At 70.3% G+C, this 16,687-nt stretch carries 16 protein-coding genes; 10 read left to right on the top strand and 6 right to left on the bottom strand.

Going from position 1 to position 16,687, the window contains the following annotated elements; all coding sequences use genetic code 11:
* The first annotated feature begins 47 nt into the window (after nt 1–47).
* The 3 genes from KUA19_RS14475 (at nt 48) to KUA19_RS14465 (ending at nt 1,933) form a co-directional block, all read left to right on the top strand.
* Complete coding sequence (locus tag KUA19_RS14475; protein ID WP_217396546.1) at nt 48–845, top strand: hypothetical protein; 798 nt, start codon at nt 48–50, stop codon at nt 843–845.
* A gap of 165 nt (nt 846–1,010) precedes the next feature.
* A complete protein-coding gene (locus tag KUA19_RS14470; protein WP_217396545.1) occupies nt 1,011–1,568 on the top strand; it encodes an ATP-binding protein in 558 nt (185 codons plus the stop codon).
* A gap of 74 nt (nt 1,569–1,642) precedes the next feature.
* On the top strand, nt 1,643–1,933 hold the full coding sequence (locus KUA19_RS14465; RefSeq protein ID WP_217396544.1) for a hypothetical protein: 291 nt from the start codon (nt 1,643–1,645) through the stop codon (nt 1,931–1,933).
* A gap of 487 nt (nt 1,934–2,420) precedes the next feature.
* Here KUA19_RS14465 and KUA19_RS14460 read toward each other — a convergent pair whose 3' ends face one another.
* From KUA19_RS14460 to KUA19_RS14445, 4 genes are all read right to left on the bottom strand, one after another.
* Nucleotides 2,421–3,095, bottom strand: coding sequence for a hypothetical protein (locus tag KUA19_RS14460; protein WP_217396542.1), 675 nt, complete (start codon nt 3,093–3,095; stop codon nt 2,421–2,423).
* A 130-nt stretch (nt 3,096–3,225) separates the two neighbouring features.
* A complete protein-coding gene (locus KUA19_RS14455) occupies nt 3,226–4,002 on the bottom strand; it encodes a GH25 family lysozyme (RefSeq protein ID WP_254549329.1) in 777 nt (258 codons plus the stop codon).
* Between the two features lie 10 nt (nt 4,003–4,012).
* Complete coding sequence (locus KUA19_RS14450) at nt 4,013–4,675, bottom strand: peptidoglycan recognition protein family protein (protein WP_217396541.1); 663 nt, start codon at nt 4,673–4,675, stop codon at nt 4,013–4,015.
* A 239-nt stretch (nt 4,676–4,914) separates the two neighbouring features.
* Nucleotides 4,915–5,658: a GH25 family lysozyme gene (locus KUA19_RS14445; RefSeq protein ID WP_217396540.1), complete on the bottom strand. Its 744-nt coding sequence runs from the start codon at nt 5,656–5,658 to the stop codon at nt 4,915–4,917.
* Nucleotides 5,659–5,954: 296 nt separating this feature from the next.
* Here KUA19_RS14445 and KUA19_RS14440 point away from each other — a divergent pair, with 296 nt between their 5' ends.
* A complete protein-coding gene (locus KUA19_RS14440) occupies nt 5,955–7,085 on the top strand; it encodes a peptidoglycan recognition protein family protein (protein WP_217396538.1) in 1,131 nt (376 codons plus the stop codon).
* Between the two features lie 194 nt (nt 7,086–7,279).
* Here KUA19_RS14440 and KUA19_RS14435 read toward each other — a convergent pair whose 3' ends face one another.
* Nucleotides 7,280–7,675 (bottom strand): LppU/SCO3897 family protein, encoded by a 396-nt coding sequence (locus KUA19_RS14435; protein ID WP_217396537.1) that lies wholly within the window; start codon nt 7,673–7,675, stop codon nt 7,280–7,282.
* 334 nt (nt 7,676–8,009) lie between these two features.
* On the opposite strand from KUA19_RS14435, the gene KUA19_RS14430 reads away from it, so the two are divergent.
* The 6 genes from KUA19_RS14430 to KUA19_RS14405 are packed head-to-tail and all read left to right on the top strand — an operon-like array spanning nt 8,010 to nt 14,538.
* Nucleotides 8,010–8,735, top strand: coding sequence for a GntR family transcriptional regulator (locus KUA19_RS14430; protein WP_217396535.1), 726 nt, complete (start codon nt 8,010–8,012; stop codon nt 8,733–8,735).
* 2 nt (nt 8,736–8,737) lie between these two features.
* Nucleotides 8,738–8,965, top strand: a complete 228-nt coding sequence (locus tag KUA19_RS14425) for a 4Fe-4S dicluster domain-containing protein (RefSeq protein WP_217396534.1) — start codon at nt 8,738–8,740, stop codon at nt 8,963–8,965.
* Nucleotides 8,966–8,973: 8 nt separating this feature from the next.
* Complete coding sequence (locus KUA19_RS14420) at nt 8,974–10,365, top strand: ABC transporter substrate-binding protein (RefSeq protein ID WP_217396533.1); 1,392 nt, start codon at nt 8,974–8,976, stop codon at nt 10,363–10,365.
* The gene (locus KUA19_RS14415) at nt 10,362–11,207 is read left to right on the top strand and encodes an ABC transporter permease (protein ID WP_217396531.1); all 846 of its coding nucleotides are present in this window, start codon (nt 10,362–10,364) and stop codon (nt 11,205–11,207) included. Before KUA19_RS14420 ends, KUA19_RS14415 begins: the two co-directional genes overlap by 4 nt.
* Nucleotides 11,204–11,884, top strand: coding sequence for an ABC transporter ATP-binding protein (locus KUA19_RS14410; RefSeq protein ID WP_217396530.1), 681 nt, complete (start codon nt 11,204–11,206; stop codon nt 11,882–11,884). Before KUA19_RS14415 ends, KUA19_RS14410 begins: the two co-directional genes overlap by 4 nt.
* On the top strand, nt 11,866–14,538 hold the full coding sequence (locus KUA19_RS14405) for a fumarate reductase/succinate dehydrogenase flavoprotein subunit (protein ID WP_217396528.1): 2,673 nt from the start codon (nt 11,866–11,868) through the stop codon (nt 14,536–14,538). The genes KUA19_RS14410 and KUA19_RS14405 overlap by 19 nt, the downstream gene beginning before the upstream one ends.
* 59 nt (nt 14,539–14,597) lie before the next feature.
* Here the strand turns inward: KUA19_RS14405 and KUA19_RS14400 are convergent, their stop codons facing one another.
* Nucleotides 14,598–16,589 carry a sulfatase gene (locus tag KUA19_RS14400; RefSeq protein WP_217396527.1) on the bottom strand — a complete coding sequence of 664 codons (1,992 nt, stop codon included), beginning with the start codon at nt 16,587–16,589 and terminating at the stop codon, nt 14,598–14,600.
* Nucleotides 16,590–16,687: the final 98 nt, after the last annotated feature.

Below are 16,687 nucleotides of genomic sequence, written 5' to 3'. Positions count from 1 at the left end.
GAGCTAGTGTGATCACGCTCTGGCAACGACATCCACAAGGAGAGCGTGTGAAAACTCGCATCGGTATGCGCCGCTGGGCGGCGGCCCTGCTCGCCGCGCCGCTGGTCGCCCTCATCGCCGCGGCCATCCCCGGATCCGCGTCCGCCGAAGGCGACGGCGGGCACAACGAACAGAGGGACCACTGGGGCGTGATCACACGCAACACGATCGGGTCTCCCGTGGCCGATCTGCGCAACGGCCCGTTCGGCACGTTCGGTGTGGTCGGCCCCGCGTCGCGGCCGCCGTACGGGCAGGGCAGCCTCGGCATCGAGGTGGCCGACAACTCCACCACCCTCACCCCCCACAGTGAGAAGATCGACTTCGGCAACGAGGTGGACTTCTACGGCAAGCTGGTGTCGGGCCTGACGCAGGTCGGCTTCCACGTGTTCCAGACCGACGAGAACATCTCGTACGGCGGCGCCGGGAACATGCCGAACATCAGGTTCGAGATCGACCCGAACCTGGCCGCGCTGCCGACCACCACGTACTCCACCCTGGTCTGGCTGCCGGCCCCGGCCCCGGTGACGAACCGCTGGAGCGGCTACCTGGACGCCACCACGTCCGGCACCTGGTTCCTCACGGGCGCCGCGGGCACCGCGACCGGCTGCAACCTGACCACACCGTGCACCTTCACCGCTGTGAAGGCCGCGCTGAACGCCGACGGCGGCGACCCGGCGACCATCTACACGGCCGCGGTGGGCAAGGGCCGCGACTTCATGTGGATCGGTGCCATCGACGGTCTGCGGATCAACAACACCATCTACGACTTCGAGGTGTCGGGCGTCCGGCAGCGTCCGGCCGCCTGACCTAGGCGACCGTCCAGAGGGCGGCGAACAGGCGCGGAACTCGTCGACGAGTTCCGCGCCTGTTCGCCGTTTCGGCGCCGCTCCTGAGTGATCTTGGAAAAAGAAGATCGGAACGGCGGGACTTGGGTATACGGCGCAGTGATGCCACCTGCCCACGGAGTGACCATGACGCCCGACATCCGCCGCCTGAGAGCGAGCCGCCTGCGCCTGCACGGTGTGCACCGCGACGCCGTCGCCGGGGCGCGCGGCGCCGCCGAACTGCGCCGGGTCGCCGAGGTCCGGCCCGATCCGGCAGTGGATGGGGCGCCGTCGCGGCCGCAGGCGCACCTGAGTGTGCCCGGACCCTTCAGTCGGGAATCCCTGAGCGGCCTGCGGGTGAGCATCCAGCAGCTCGCCGCCCCGTGGCGACTGGACGACGCGACCACGTTCGCGCTGGGAGCGGTGGCGACCGAACTCGTGATCAACGTCGTGCGCTACGCCGAGGGCCAGGGACGGCTGCACCTGTCCCGCTACCCCGAATGGGTGTTCTGCCTGGTCGCCGACAGTGGCCCGGGGATGAGCCGTCCCTGCACCGCGGGCTGGCAGCCGCCGACCCAGCAGCAGTCCGGCGGGTACGGCCTGTGGATCGCCCGCTGCTTCTCCGAGCGGCTCACCATCGACTCCGGTCCGCTCGGTACGGTCGTCACGGCCAAGATTGCCGCTGCGGCCGCCTGGCCGGTTTGAGATCGGGGAGAACGCGGCTTGGCCTTTTCCTTCGCTTCTTGTTTAGTGAGCGAAGGATTTCTACAGTGACGTCCATGAAGATGATGTCATCCCTCCTGGCCGTCGCGACCGCTGTCGCGGCCGTCGTTCTCGCAGCCCCGGCGGCGCACGCCGCCTCGCTCGTCGAGTGCGAGAGCGAGTCCGGCTACTTCGACTGCTACCTGCCCAGTGGCTACTCCTCGCAGCGCTGGTACTACGACGGCGTACTGCTGTCCGGCGCGAACAACCTGTCGTCGGCCGGTGGCACCTGTGTGCCTGGCACCCGGCACGGCATGCGGGTCACCTTCTCCGGCGGCAGCTCGAGCACCAACTTCACCTGTCACTGAGCGCACCGTTCCGGGGCGGGCACACCGGCCCCGGAACGCTCAGCTCTTCCGGCGTCGGGTGGGGGTCCCGGCGCGGCGGGCGGTGCGGGTGCCGGATTCGCGGACCATCGGTTCGGGCCGGAACGCCACGTGCCGGTGCTGGTGGCGGTGCGGATCGTTGGCCTCCTCCAGCAGCTGGATCGCGGCGCGGCCGAGTTCGCTCGCGGGGCTGGCGCACCGACGGCAGTGGCACGGTCGCCGCGGCGGCGAAGTCGATGTCGTCGTGGCCGACGATCAGGGAGCCTGACGTGGACACCACCGACTCGACGCGGTGCGGCTGGTGGACAGGGCCCGGGGCCGCGCGCTGGCGTCGCGCTGGTGACCGGCGGCTGCTCGGGGATCGGTCGGGCGCGGCCGAGCCTTGGCTGAACCTCTACCTCGCGGGTCGGCTGGAGCGGCGGGAGCCGGTCGGTGCACGGTGACCGGCTCCCGCCGCTGCCACTGGGCGTCAGTCGCCGTCGTTGTAGACGGCGGCGGGCCGCCCGGTGCAGCCGGCGACCGTGAAGCCCCAGCCGAGCACGGGATCGCGCACGACGGCGGCGCCGCGGTCCAGGGTGGTGAAGCGGTAGTAGACCGTGGTGGAGGCGGTGCCGGCGTAGTTGGCCCAGTGCCCGCCGTTGGCGCCGCCGGCGAAGCTGGTGCCGTAGAAGTAGTTGTAGTAAAGCGGGCAGGACCCCGACGTCGCCACGGCGCTGCCGTCGCCGGCTTGGTGGGCGGGGGCGTTGTAGTCCCTGCCGATGTTCTGCCGGTGGGACAGCATGTCCTTGGTGGTGGCCGAGCAGCTGTCAGCCTGCGAGCCCACCTGGTAGTCCATGGATCCGGGCATGACCCAGCCGCACATGTTGACCGTGGTGATGGCGCGGCCGTAGTGCCAGTTCGCCCCGGTGGTCTCCACGACGTCGAAACGTGAGCCGACTGCGGCCCGGCCCAGGTAGTACCCGCTGGGCTTGTTGACGATCCAGCTTCCGCCGCCGGTGATGGGCAGCCCGGTGGACGGCGACAGGGCCGTCTTGATCGCCCAGATGTTGCCTGCCTGCGCCGGTACGGTGGTCAGCAGCACCGCGACGACACCGAGTGCCGCGGCGTACGGCCACAGCCGGCGCGTGAATGAAATGAAATTCATGTGTTAGTCCTATACCGCATGATTCGCTCCGGAGAAAGGGCTTGGTACCGAAAAGTTCGGTACACCGACGTGAGGCCGCCCGGTGCCACTGGGGTGGGGCAGGCTTGCCTGTCGCGCCCACCGGCAGCGGTCAGGTGTTGTTGGCCAGTGCCACCAGGCGGTCGTATGCCCCGTTGAACGAGGAGCCGTCGGCGCAGCCGACAACGCCGGCCGTCACCTGGCAGTTCGTCGACTGCCAGAAGGTCTGGACAGTCCACCCGGCGGGCAGTGCGCCGGGGCTGCTGTCCCAGCGGATGATGGACAGCGGGCTCTTCGTCGCGAAGCCCGAGTAGTTGCCGGTGCAGATCTTCCAGAATGACAGCGTCGTGTGGATGACCGCCCATCGTGTCGTTCTGGCCCGGTACTCGTTCAGGAAGGCGTTGATCCAGCTGATCATCGCGCTCTGGGTCAGGCCGTAGCAGTAGCCACCGGAGAGCGGGTTCGGTTCGATGTCGAGCGCCGCCGGCAGGGTCTTGCCGTCCGCTGACCAGGCGCCGCCGTTGGAGGCCAGGTAGTCGGCCTGGACGGTGCCGCTGGACAGGTTCGGCCGGGCCAGGTGATACGCGCCTCGGATGACGCCCGCGTAGTACGCCGCCGGGTAGTTGGTGTTGAAGCTCGGGTCCTTGACGCTGGTCCCCTCGGTGGCCTTGAGGTACGCCCACTGCACCCCGGCGTTGTGCGCGGCCGACCAGTTGACCGACCCCTGCCAGGTGTTCACGTCGATGCCTGGGGTCCCCGTGACGGCGACTGCCGACAGCGCCGGTGCGGAGACGATCTGCCTGGTGCCTACCGCGCTGCCGGCGGTCGGGGTCACCGCGATGGCGGTGGCGAAGGCGCCGGCGAGCACCATCGCGAGCCTTGTCTTCATGATCGCCTCCTCAGGCGCCCAGGAGCGCGGCGGTTCGGTTGCGCAATTCGGGCAGGCGCGCGTATAGCACGTCACCCGGGCACTGGGTCGTGGTCACGTAGTCGCGGTGACCGACGATCGCCTGGTACGGATCGAGCCCGTAGGCCACGCACAGCCACGCGCAGGTCTGCACCAGCGAGTCGAACAGCATCGTCGTGGTGTCCTGTGCGGTGTAGAGACCCTCGTTCTCGATGCCGATGGTGTGGTTGTTCTGGTTGGCCGTCTGGGCCCCGACGGCGAGCTTGCCGTTGTTGATTGCCGACAGGCTCTGGTCACGCCCCTCCAGGACGTAGCCGCCCCGGCTGATGGTGAGCTGCTGCCCGGCGTCGGCCCAGCCGTTCGTGTCCATGTGCAGGTCCTGGATCCAGTGGGACAGCCGACCCGCCTGCAGCAGCGAGTAGTCCGTGGTGTTGCCGCTCGCGGTGTGGTGGACCACGATGTGGTCGGGCCGCGTGGCGAGAACCGTGATGGGGGAGGACGGCGGCCGGGCGCTCCACTCGGCTCGCGTGTAGACCCTCGGCGGGACGACCGAGGCGTATGACCGTCTTGGCACGGCGAGGTCGGCCGCACCGCCGAGCAGGAGACCACCGCCTCCGAGGATGAGTGTTCGCCGGCCCAACTTCGCGGCGTACATGACCCCTCCCTTCTCTTGCCGACTGCGCTGGCATCGACAGACAACTACCAATGTAGATTCATGTCAATGGGTTGCGCTTGGATGAAGAAAATCGCCGACTGGTTGAGTGGGCGGCCGGACCGGCCATGGGAGGCGGCCGCGTGGAAGCGGGCCACCTCCCATGGTCGCGGCGAGGATCCTGGTCGGGCGCACGAGGTCGACACGCGACTGGTCAGGGCCTACGCCGTGGTGGGATCGGATCAGGGGGTGTTGTTGGCCAGGGCCAGCAGCCGGGAGCGGTCGCCGTTGAAGTAGTCGCGGTCCACCGCGCCCGAGATGCCGGACACGCTGCCGGAGCTGGTGTACTGCCAGCAGGTCCAGGTGGGCCAGCCTGCCGGCAGAGTGCCCACTGAGCTGGACCAGCGGGCGATCCACAGCGGGTTGTTGGCGGCGAAGCCGGAGTAGTTGCCGGTGCAGGTGGTCCACCAGCTGGTGGTGGTGTAGAGCACCGCCCAGCGGCCGGTGCGGCTGTGGTAGGTGTTGATGAAGTCGGCGATCCAGGTGCGCATGGCGCTCTGGGTCTTGCCGTAGCAGCCGCCCTCCAGGTCCAGGGCGCCGGGCAGGGTGAGGTTGTCGGCCGACCATGCTCCGCCGTTGCTGGCGAAGTAGCCCGCCTGGGTGGCGCCGGAGGAGGCGTCAGGCCGGGCGAAGTGGTAGGCGCCGCGGATGACTCCGGCGTAGTACGCGGCCGGGTAGTTGGTGTTGAACATCGGGTCCTTGTAGCTGGTCCCTTCGGTGGCCTTGATGTAGGCCCACTGGATCCCGGCGTTGCGTACGCTGGTCCAGTTGATCGACCCCTGGTAGTGCGAGACGTCGACGCCGGCGGTGGTCGCGGCCTGCGCGGGCGTCGCGCCGATGACCAGAGTGGTGAGGGTGGCGGCCACCATCGTGGTGGTGGCCATGAGGGTGCGGGTCCAACGACGCCGCAAGGCTGGTGTGCCCATGTGATCTCCCGGGGTAGGGGTGGGATCGGCGCGCACCAATGTATGTAGAAAAATCCAAGACTTGCAATATCTGGACGAAATTTTTTGCATCGGCCGTGCCGGGCGGGGGTGGGGCGGCCGCAGTGCCGCGGCTGTGGTGGCCGAACGGCGCTGGGCGCGTCGTCCACGGCGAAGTCCACTGACGACTCGATGCAGGCAGATGTGTTACCGCCTCTTGCCATAGAGGGTAACCGCAAATATTCTCCGATTACACATTCATGGACGAAGATTCATGCCATCCTGCCGCGGGAGATCACATGAGCCCCCAACCGTCCGAACTCGACCGGCGTACCCTGCTCGCCGCAGGCCTTGGCCTTGCTGCCGTGGCCATCGTGGGCACCGAGCTCGCCACCGCGAGCCGTGCCGACGCCGCGCCGAGCGCCGAGTTCGACTGGATCATCGACTGCGGCACGTGGGGTGCCCGGCCGCCGGCAAGCCCTGTCCAGATCACCGGTAACACCACCAACAAGATCATCCTGCATCACATGGCGTTCCCGAATGTCAGCGACTACTCCCGCGAGCACGCGGTGCAGCTGGCCCGCGACTGCCAGAACCTCCACATGGACGGCAATGGCTGGGCCGACACCGGTCAGCACTTCACCGTGAGCCGCGGCGGCTACGTGCTCGAGGGGCGCCATCGGAGTCTGGAGACCCTGGAGCTGGGCCAACACCAGGTGATCGCAGCGCACTGCCCGGGTGAGAACGGCAACGCCATCGGCATCGAGAACGAAGGCACCTACATCACCGAGACGCCGCCGGACGCGCTCGTGGACTCGCTAGTGCAGCTGTGTGTCAGCGTGTGTCGGCAGTTCCGGCTGCATGCCTGGGACATCTTCGGCCACTGGGACTTCCGGTTCACCGACTGCCCGGGTATCGCCTTCTACCGGATGTTCCCGGCGATCCGCGTCCGCGTGGCCGCCGAGCTGGGTGCGGCCCCAGCCGACATCCCCGCGCGGCGCTGGCCGGACATCTGGCGCTTCGTCAACAGCCCGGTGGTCCAGGTGGCGCAGTACCTGCTGAACGCGCAAGGGTACGTCCTCACGCCGAACGGCAACTTCGGCCTGGACACGACCGCGGCCGTGGCCGACTTCCAGGCGCGCAACGGCCTGCCGGTCGATCCTGACGCCACGCTGACCGACGCCACCTGGGAAGCGCTCGTGCCCGAGCTGGGCAAGGATGCCGTCGGTCTGCCCGTGGACGCCCTCCAGTTCATGCTGAACCGCAAGGGCTACCGCGAGGTCACCGCGACGGGCGCATACGACCACGCCACCATGAAGGCGGTCAAGGACATGCAGCACCTGCACGGCTTGACGCCGAACGGCAAGGTCTGCGCCAGCACCTGGTGCGCCATCGTGGGCGGCTCGGTTCGGGAGGCTTTCACCGGCTGAAGACCGCGTTCACCGTGGGCCTACCCTGGCCGTCGTCTCGCGGCGTTTCGGCGGGAGCGGCCGGACCGCTCCCGCCGAAACGGTTCGTGCGCCGCCGACGTGGTTGGCCGCCGGGATCGGCATCAGCCTGTCCCGGCGACCATCAGAGGGTGGTTGGTGGCGGCCGCCGCGATCACCCTCGGTTCTTCCTGGAGTTACTTGGCGCCGAGGCAGAGCAGCTTGTTCGAACCGTCGGCCTTGATGATCTGGACGAAGCTGACGACGTTGGGCACATCGCCGCACACCGCCTGGGCGTCGGCCGCGGTCTTGTCGTCGGCCACCTTGAGGATCTTCGCGACGGCCTTGGCGTCGGAGCAGTCCACCGGCTTCGGCGTCACCGCGACGGCGGCGGTCGACGTGGGCAGGATGTCCACGCACTTGCCCTCGGCGTACGCCACGTCGACAGCCTTGTTCAGCAGGGTGTACGCGAGGACCGCGCCGCCGCCGCAGAGGACCAGCAGGATGACGGCGATGATGAGGAAGATCTTGCCCTTGCTCTTCTTCTTGGGAGCGGGGGTCTCCGGGCTGGCCGGGAAAATCGGGTCTGACATGCCATGCCTTCATTAGGGGTGGAAGGTTGATCGGCGACACCATACTGGTAATCCGGTCCGGCTGAGGCCCCATATACCGCACGCTGCGGCAACAGGCCCGCCCGACGTGCGTTCAGCGGCGGCGGTCGCGAACCGCGGCGCCGCGATCGTGCCGCCCTCGCGTCAGTGGAGGCCGGGTGAGGTGCCCTCCCGCAGGTGGCGGAACGGGTGCCCCAAACCGGTATGACCGCAGCCAGGAGGGCGTGCGGAAAACTCTTGTGGTGGCGTATCTCCGCCAGTATTCCCCTAATCCTATGTGATTAGTAGGGTATCGCCGGACAGGAGGTTTCCGCAGATGGCAGTAGATATCATGCGCCGCCGCCGGACCGACCGGGCCCGACAGGTGGCCGACGTACTGAGGCACCAGATCGTGGCCGGCGACTTCGCCGACGGCGCCCTGCCGGGGGAGGACGACCTCGGCGCCGAGTTCGCGGTCTCCCGCAACACCGTGCGCGAGGCGCTGTCGCTGCTGCGCGGCGAGGGCCTGGTCGACCGTACGCCCGGCCTGGGCACCACCACCTGCGGGGAGAAGTACCCGCACGGCCTGCACCGGCTCATGGGCCTCAACGAGACCCTGCACGAGCACGGCACCGTCGCCAACGAGGTCCGCGCCGCCGAACTGATCGACCCGCCGACCTGGGTGGGGCGGCGGCTGTGCACCACCGACCGGGTCGTCTACATCGAGCGCATCCGCAGCCTCAACGGGGTGCCGCTGTCGCTGGACCTCACCTACCTGCCGCGCGCCGTCGGCGAGCCCCTGCTGGACGAGGACCTGGCCAACCGGGACATCTTCGTGCTGCTGGAGGGCATCACCGGCCAGAAGCTGGGCACCGCCGACCTCACGCTGGAGGCCGTCAACGCCGACGCGCACAGCGCGAGCCTGCTCGGCACGCAGGACAACGCCGCCCTGCTGATGCTCGAGCGCCTGACCCACCTGGCCGACGGCACCCCCGTCGACCTCGAATCCATCCGCTTCCGTGGCGACCGGCTCGCCATGCGCGCCCAACTTGAGAGGCGGTAGCCATGGCACTGGCCCACCAGCGGGTCGACCTGCCGGTCATCGTGGACCCGGACCTGTGCATCGACGGCTGCACGCTCTGCGTCGACGTCTGCCCGCTCGACTCCCTCGCCATCGACCCGGCGACCGGCAAGGCCTACATGCACGTCGACGAGTGCTGGTACTGCGGCCCGTGCGCGGCCCGCTGCCCCACCGGCGCCGTCACCGTCAACATGCCCTATCTCCTGAGGTGAGACTCCAGATGCGCAGGATCGCGATACTCGCCCTCGCCGCCGCGGTCGCGGCGACCAGCGGCTGCACCGTCGCAGGCAACGCGGCCGACGGCGACGCGCAGCAGGTGGTGGTCGGCTACCAGTCCAAGACCATCAACACCGTCACCGCCGGCACGCTGCTGAAGGCCCAGGGCTTCTTCGAGAAGCGGCTGGCCGAGATCACGGGTAAGAAGTTCCAGGTCGTGTGGCAGGACTACGACACCGGCGCCCCGATCACCGCCCAGATGATCGCCGGGAAGATCGACATCGGGTCGATGGGGGACTACCCGCTGCTGATCAACGGCTCCCGCGGCCAGCAGAACGCCGAGACCCGCACCAAACTGATCTCCGCCACCGGCTTCAACATCCGCGGGGCGCTGAACATGGTGGTGACCACGCCCGGTTCGAAGATCACCAGCCTCGGCGACCTCAAGGGCAAGGCCGTCTCCACCAGCGTCGGCTCGGCCGCGCACGGCACCCTCGTGCAGGCCCTGGAACGCTACGGCGTCACCGACGTCCGGGTGGAGAACCAGGTCCCGCAGGTCGGCGCCTCCGCCCTGCAGTCCGGCAACGTGGTCGCGCTGTCGCAGTTCGTCGCCTGGCCCGCCCTGCTGGTCCACCGCGGCGAGGCACAGCCCCTCTACGACGGCGGCGACCTGAAGGTGCCCACGTTCCACGGTGTCGTGGTGCGCGAGTCGTACGCCAGGGACAACCCGGACGTGGTCAAGGCCTTCCTGAAGGCACAGCTCGACGCGACGAGATTCCTGTGGGCCGACCCGCTCGCGGCCGCGCAGAGCGTCGCCGACGCGACCGGCCTGCCACCCGAGGTGGTCTACCTCTACAACGGCGCGGGTGGCCAGGTCACCTTCGACGTGCAGCTCAAGCAGGTCCTGCGGGACGCGCACGCCCACGACGTGCCGTTCCTGAAGTCCATCGGGGTGCTCCAGTCCATCGACCTGGCCGCCTTCGTCGACGACAGCTATCTCAGGGCCGTCTACGGCGACCAGTACGACGCCGACTTCGCCGCCACCGCGAACCGGGCCGCGATCACCGGCACCGACGAGGTGTGCGGCCGACCGGTCACCGATCCCGCGCTCGCGAGCGAGATCTGGCCGGTCGGTGCCGACCGGACCAAACCGGCCGCCACCCCGACGTGCCTGCTGCGCGCCGTACGCAAGGAGAAGCCGCGCGTGGCCTACGTGCCCGACGCGGTCACCGGGACCCGCTGGTTCGCCGACCGGAGCCGCTGGGTCGAGGACCCGGCCGCGCCCGCCGACGAGCGCTTCAAGCCGTTCGTCACCCGCACGGCCGCCGACGCCTACACCGCCGCCCACCCCGGCGCCCGGGTTGTGCCCTACGCCCAGGCCGTGGCGCGGGCATGACCGCGCTGCTGGAGCAGACCCAGGCCCCGCCCGCCACCGCGGGCGGCAGGCGCCGGACCCGCTACCGGGCCCGCTGGGCGGTGCGGCTGGGCACCCTGGCCGCGGCCGTGGCCGCGTGGCAGTGGGTGACCGCCGCCGACGTGCGGCTGTGGGTGCGGTTCGACCGCCTGCCCACCCCGGTCGAGGTGTGGCAGGAGCTGGTGCGCCAACTGTCGCAGCCGGTGTACTACCAGGACGTCGCACAGAGCCTGGTGCGCATCCTCACTGGCTTCGGCCTCGCGGCGGTGTTCGGCATCGGACTCGGCGTCGCGATCGGACGGTCGCGGCTGCTGGCCGACGTGCTGCAGCCGTTGTTCGAGGTGGTGCGGCCCATTCCGGCGATCGCGCTGGTACCGGTGGCGATCCTGCTGTTCCCCACCAACGAGCAGGGCATCGTGTTCATCACGTTCGTGTCGGCGTTCTTCCCGATCCTGGTCAGCACCCGGCACGCGGTGCGGGCGCTGCCCACGGTGTGGGAGGACGCCATCCGGACCATCGGTGGCGGCCGCTGGCGCACCCTGGCCAGCGTGGTGCTGCCCGGCGCGCTGCCGGGGGTGTTCAGCGGGCTGTCGGTCGGCATCGGGGTGTCCTGGATCTGCGTCATCTCCGCCGAGATGATCTCCGGTGATTTCGGGGTCGGCTACCGGACCTGGAAGGCGTACACGATCGTCGACTATCCCGGCGTGCTGGTGGGCATGCTCACGATCGGCGTGCTGGGCTGGCTGACCTCCTCGGCCGTGGAGCGGGTCGGGCGGCGGGCCACCCGCTGGCTGCCCGCGAGCCTGAAAGACGAGGCACGATGAGATTCGAACTGTCCGGCGTGACCCTCGGGTACGGCGGCGATCCCGTCGTGGCCGGGCTCGATCTCCAGGTGCGCAGCGGCGAGACCCTAGTCGTGGTCGGCGGCTCCGGTTGCGGCAAGTCCACCCTGCTGCGTGCCCTGGCCGGACTGCTGCCCGCGCGGGCCGGGCGGATCCTCGCCGACGGAATGCCGGTGCACGGCCCGTCCAGCGACCGCGCGCTGGTGTTCCAGGAGGACGCGCTGCTGCCCTGGCGCTCGGCCCGGCGCAACGTGGAACTTGCCCTGGCCATCCGCAAGGCCCCCGACCGCCGTCGGCACAGCGGACACTGGCTCGCCGAGGTCGGGCTCAGCGGACACGAGGACCGCCTGCCCGCCCAGCTGTCCGGCGGGCAGCGCCAGCGGGTGCAGTTGGCCCGCACACTGGCCGCGCAGCCGCGGGCGATCCTGATGGACGAGCCGTTCGGTGCGCTCGACGCGCAGACCCGCGCCGCGATGCAGCAGATGCTGCTGCAGCTGCGCGCCGCCAATCCCGCCACCGTCGTCTTCGTCACCCACGACGTCGACGAGGCACTGATCCTCGGGGACCGGATCGCGGTCCTCACCCCGCGCGGCGTCGAGGCGGTCCTCGACGGCGGCACCGCCACGAAGGAAGAGATCCTATGCAGCCTGCGAGCCTGACCGACCGCCTCCAGCTCGACTGCGACGTGATCGTGGTGGGTGGGGGGACGGCCGGGACGATGGCGGCCCTGTCGGCCGCGGAGCACGGTGCCCGGGTGATCGTGCTGGAGAAGGCGCACGTACGCCACTCGGGCGCGCTGGCGATGGGCATGGACGGGGTGAACAACGCCGTCATCCCGGGCAAGGCGGTACCGGAGGACTACGTACGCGAGATCACGCTGGCCAACGACGGGATCGTCAACCAGAAGACGGTCTACCAGACGGCCAGCCGGGGCTATGACATGGTGCGGCGCCTGGAGGGCTACGGCGTCAAGTTCGAGAAGGACGCCTACGGGGAGTACGCGGTGCGCCAGGTGCACCGCTCCGGCAGCTACGTGCTGCCGATGCCGGAGGGCCGCGACATCAAGAAGGTGCTCTACCGGGTGCTGCGGGAACGCCGCATGCGCGACCGGATCCGGATCGAGAACCGGCTGATGCCGGTACGGGTGCTGACCGCCGAAGGCCGCGCCGCCGGGGTGGCCGCGCTGCACACTCGCACCGGCGAGTTCGCCACGGTGTCGGCCAAGGCGGTGATCCTGGCGACCGGGGCCAGCGGGCGGCTCGGGCTGCCCGCCAGCGGGTACCTCTACGGCACGTACGAGAACCCGACCAACGCCGGGGACGGCCACTCGATGGCCTACCACGCCGGGGCCGAGCTGTCGGGCATCGAGTGCTTCCAGATCAACCCGCTGATCAAGGACTACAACGGTCCGGCCTGCGCTTACGTGGCGAACCCGTTCGGCGGCTACCAGGTCAACAACCGGGGTGAGCGGTTCGTCGACTCCGACTACTGGTCCGGGCAGATGATGGCCGAGGTGGCCCGGGAGCTGGGCACCGACCGGGCGCCGATCTACCTCAAGCTCAGTCACCTGCCGGAGGAGACGATCGCCAAGCTGGAAGGCATCCTGCACTCCACCGAGCGGCCGACCCGGGGCACGTTCCACGCCGGACGCGGCCACGACTACCGCACCCACGACGTCGAGATGCACATCTCCGAGATCGGCCTGTGCGGCGGGCACTCGGCCTCCGGGGTGTGGGTCGACGAGCACGGCGCCACCACCGTGCCCGGCCTGTACGCAGCGGGCGACCTGGCCTGCGTCCCGCACAACTACATGATCGGCGCGTTCGTGTTCGGCGACCTCGCGGGCACGCACGCGGCCGGGCTGGACGTGGACCCGGCGCCGCTGCCGCAGGACCAGATCGAGGCCGCGCACGAGCTGGTCTACCGGCCGCTGGGCAACCCGGACGGGCTGCCGCAGCAGCAGGTCGAGTACAAACTGCGCCGGTTCGTCAACGACTACGTCGCCCCGCCGAAGTCGGCGGCCAAGCTGGATCTGGCGGTGGAGGCGTTCGAGCGCATCCGCGCCGACATCGACCGGCTGGGGGCCCGCACGCCGCACGAGCTGATGCGCTGCGTGGAGGTGACGTTCATCCGCGACTGCGCCGAGATGGCCGCCCGCGCCTCGCTGACCCGTACCGAGAGCAGGTGGGGTCTCTACCACGAGCGGCTGGACCACACCGAGCGCGACGACGAGCAGTGGCTGTTCCACCTCAATCTGCGCAAGGGCGGTGACGGGCGGATGGAGTTCCTCAAGCGGCCCGTCGCCGACTACCTGGTGCCGGTCGACGGGTTCACCCCGGTCGCGGCACCGCCGCAGGTGCTGGTGGCGCCGGTGCCCGCGTACCGGACGGCCGTCGCCGGGCCGGTCGCCCGGGGCACCACGGCCAAGGCCACCCGGCGGCTGCTGGAGGTCGTCCGGCTGGCCGAGCAGGATCCGAACCTGGCGGCCTTCGCGCCCTACCTGGGTGACCAGGACGCCGAGGTGCGCCGCACCGCCCTGGTCGCGCTCGTGGAGGCGGCACCGGAGGGCACCGCGGCCACGCTCGTGCACGCGCTGGCCGATCAGGACGCGGGGGTCCGGGCGGCGGCGGTCGCGGGCCTGCAGGAGCTGTCCGACGTGCTACCCGCCGGGCTGGCCCTGCGCGCCGCGCTGGGCAGCACCGACGCCGCCGTCCGGGCGATCGCGCTGGACCTGCTGCGGCAGACCGGCGAGGGTGTGTCCGCCGAGTTCCGCAGGTTCCTCACCGACACCGACGTCCAGGTACGACTCAAGGCCGTGCTCGGTCTGGTCCGCCTCGACGACGCGGCCGGTCTGGCCGACGCGGCCGCCGATCCGGACCGCGAGGTGCGCGTGGCCGTCGCGCACGGGCTGCGGACGGTGGGCGGAACCGAGGTGCTGGCGATCCTCGCGGTCGACGTCGAGCCACTGGTCCGTGCCGCTGCGTTCACCTCGGCCGCGGCCGGACCGGACGAGATCCTGACCGGGCTGGCGCTGCGGGCGGTCGCCGACACCGCGTGGCAGGTCCGCGCCGGGGTGGCCGCAGCGCTCGGCCCGGTGGCCGCCGATGAGCTGAGGTCGCTGGCCACCGATCCGAACGCCGACGTCCGCAAGGCGGCGGTGCGGGCGATGGCACTGCACGAGCCCCTCTTCGCCGAGGCCCTGGCGGGTGCGCTGGCCGACGTCGACGCCGACGTGCGCGCCTACGCCCGCCACGCGCTCGCCGGGCCGGTCCACGCGGACGCCCGCCCCGGCGACAGGGTCGCCGCACGGTAGGCGGGGCGGAACCAGTGCGGGCCCGGCCCTTCACGGCCAGGCCCGCACTCGGGTGTGGTTCAGCGGCGGCGGACCGCGAAGCGTTCCACCGCGATGGTGCCGCCGTCGAGCCGGACGCCGAAGCCGTACTTGTACTGCGCGCGCACGGCCGGGTCGTCCAGGCGGGCGAACCGGCCGACGTCGGCGGTGAACAGGTACTGCCACCCACCGCTGTTGCCGATGGCGTACGCGGTGAGCTGGTCGCCGTGCAGCTGGCAGGCCAGACGGGCGTTCGGACCCGGATAGTTGATCTTCGCGTCGAGCTGGGTGACGCGGTTCCCCGTCAGGGTGCCGCCGACGCGGACGTCCCAGCCGACCCGCTTCGACCTGTGGTTGTACCAGGCCAGGAAGTAGTTGTTCGCGTCCTTGATCAGTCCCGCGAACAGGGTGTCCTGGTCGGTCGTGGCCGCGTTGGCGTACGTGCGCTGGCTGACGATCGCCGCGACGTCGGTATGCGTGGCGGCCACGTTGGAGCGCAGCAGCGCGAACGCGGGTGCCCCGTCGGCGGAGACGGTCAGCAGCCCGCCCGCCGCCTGGACTGTGCCGGCCCGCTGCTCCGGTGCCGCGGCCAGCACGGTGAACCCGCCCAGTCCGCTGTCGAACTCCTGCTCCAGCACGAGCGTCGGCAGGTTGGCCGGAGACGGCTCCGGCGGGAAGAAGTCGACGTCGCGCAGGTGCGCGTCCAGCGCCGCCCGTAGTTCCTGCACCTTGGCGGGCTGGGCGGCGGCCAGGTTGGTCGCCTCGCCGGGATCGGCGGCCAGGTCGTACAGCTCGACGCGGTTGTCGTGCAGGTACCGCAGCAGTTTGTAGTTCCCTCGGCGGACGGACGCGGTCGGCGCGCCCGGGTTGTGCCAGTGCGGGTAGACCCAGAACAGGGTGTCGCGCGCCGGTGCCGGGCCGCCGGTGAGCAGGCCCGCGAAGCTGACCCCGTCCAGCTTGACGCCGGCCGGTCGGGCCACGCCGGTCGTGTCCAGCAGCGTCGGCATGAAGTCGACCGTGCTGAACGGGGTGTCCACGACGCGCCCGCTCGGCCCGGCGGGGTGGTAGGCGATCATGGGTACGCGCACGCCACCCTCGTACAGCGTGGCCTTGGCGCCGCGTAGCGGCGTGCTGGGTGCCACGGCGCCGTCGCCGCCGTTGTCCGACAGCAGCAGGATCACCGTGTTCCCGGCGATGCCGAGCCGGTCGAGGGTGGCCCGGATCGCGCCGACCCCGTCGTCGATCACCTCCAGCATCGCGGCCAGGACGGCGTTGCGGCCCGGCTGTCCCGCGTTGGGCTTGGCCGCGTACTTGTCGACCAGCGCCTGCGGGGCGGCCAGCGCGGCATGGGTGGCGTAGTGGCACAGCTGCAGGTAGAACGGGGTGCCCTGCTGGTGGGCGGAGGTGATGAAGTCGACCGCCTCCAGGTTGAGCCGGTCGGTGAGGTACTCGTTCGGCTTGCGCTGCGGCAGGTCCGGCAGCATGAAGTACGGGTGGAAGTAGTCGCCGTCGGCGATGTACTTCTGCTCCGAGGCGATCACGTCGGTGAAGCCGTGCGACCACGGGTTGCCGGGGCGGTCGCGGACCTCGCCGGTGTACGTCTCGGACAGGTGCCACTTGCCGATGAGTCCGGTGCGGTACCCGGCGCCGCGCAGCGTCTCGGGCAGGGTCTGGAAGCTGGTCGGCAGGAAGTCGTCCCCGGACGGGCCGAGGAACTCGGTGATGCCCACCCGGGCCGGATACTGGCCGGTCACGATGCTGGCCCGGGTCGGCGAGCAGACCGGCGCGGCCGAGTAGCCGTGGGTGAACCGGGTGCCGTCGGCGGCCAGCCGGTCCATGTGCGGCGTCTCGTTGAAGGTGTTGCCGTAGCAGCCCAGCTCCCGTCGGGCGAGGTCGTCGATGAGCACGACGATCACGTTCGGCGGGGTGGCGCCCTCGGCCGCTTCCGCGCCGACCGCCCAGCCGGTGGCGGCGCCGAGCCCGGCGGCGCCGAGCGCGCGCAGCACGCCGCGCCGGTCGATGGTGTCGGCCATGTCTTTTACCCCGTTCTGCGGCGGTTGTCGGAGGCGCCGCACAGGCGACCGTACGGCGGGGTGATTCCTCCGGCAATGCGTGACGAATTGAAAGATGT

Source organism: Catellatospora tritici (assembly GCF_019083965.1).
GTDB classification, from domain to species: Bacteria; Actinomycetota; Actinomycetes; order Mycobacteriales; family Micromonosporaceae; genus Catellatospora; species Catellatospora tritici.
Note: the sequence above shows the minus strand (reverse complement) of the source record. Positions and strands in the feature narration are given on the sequence as shown.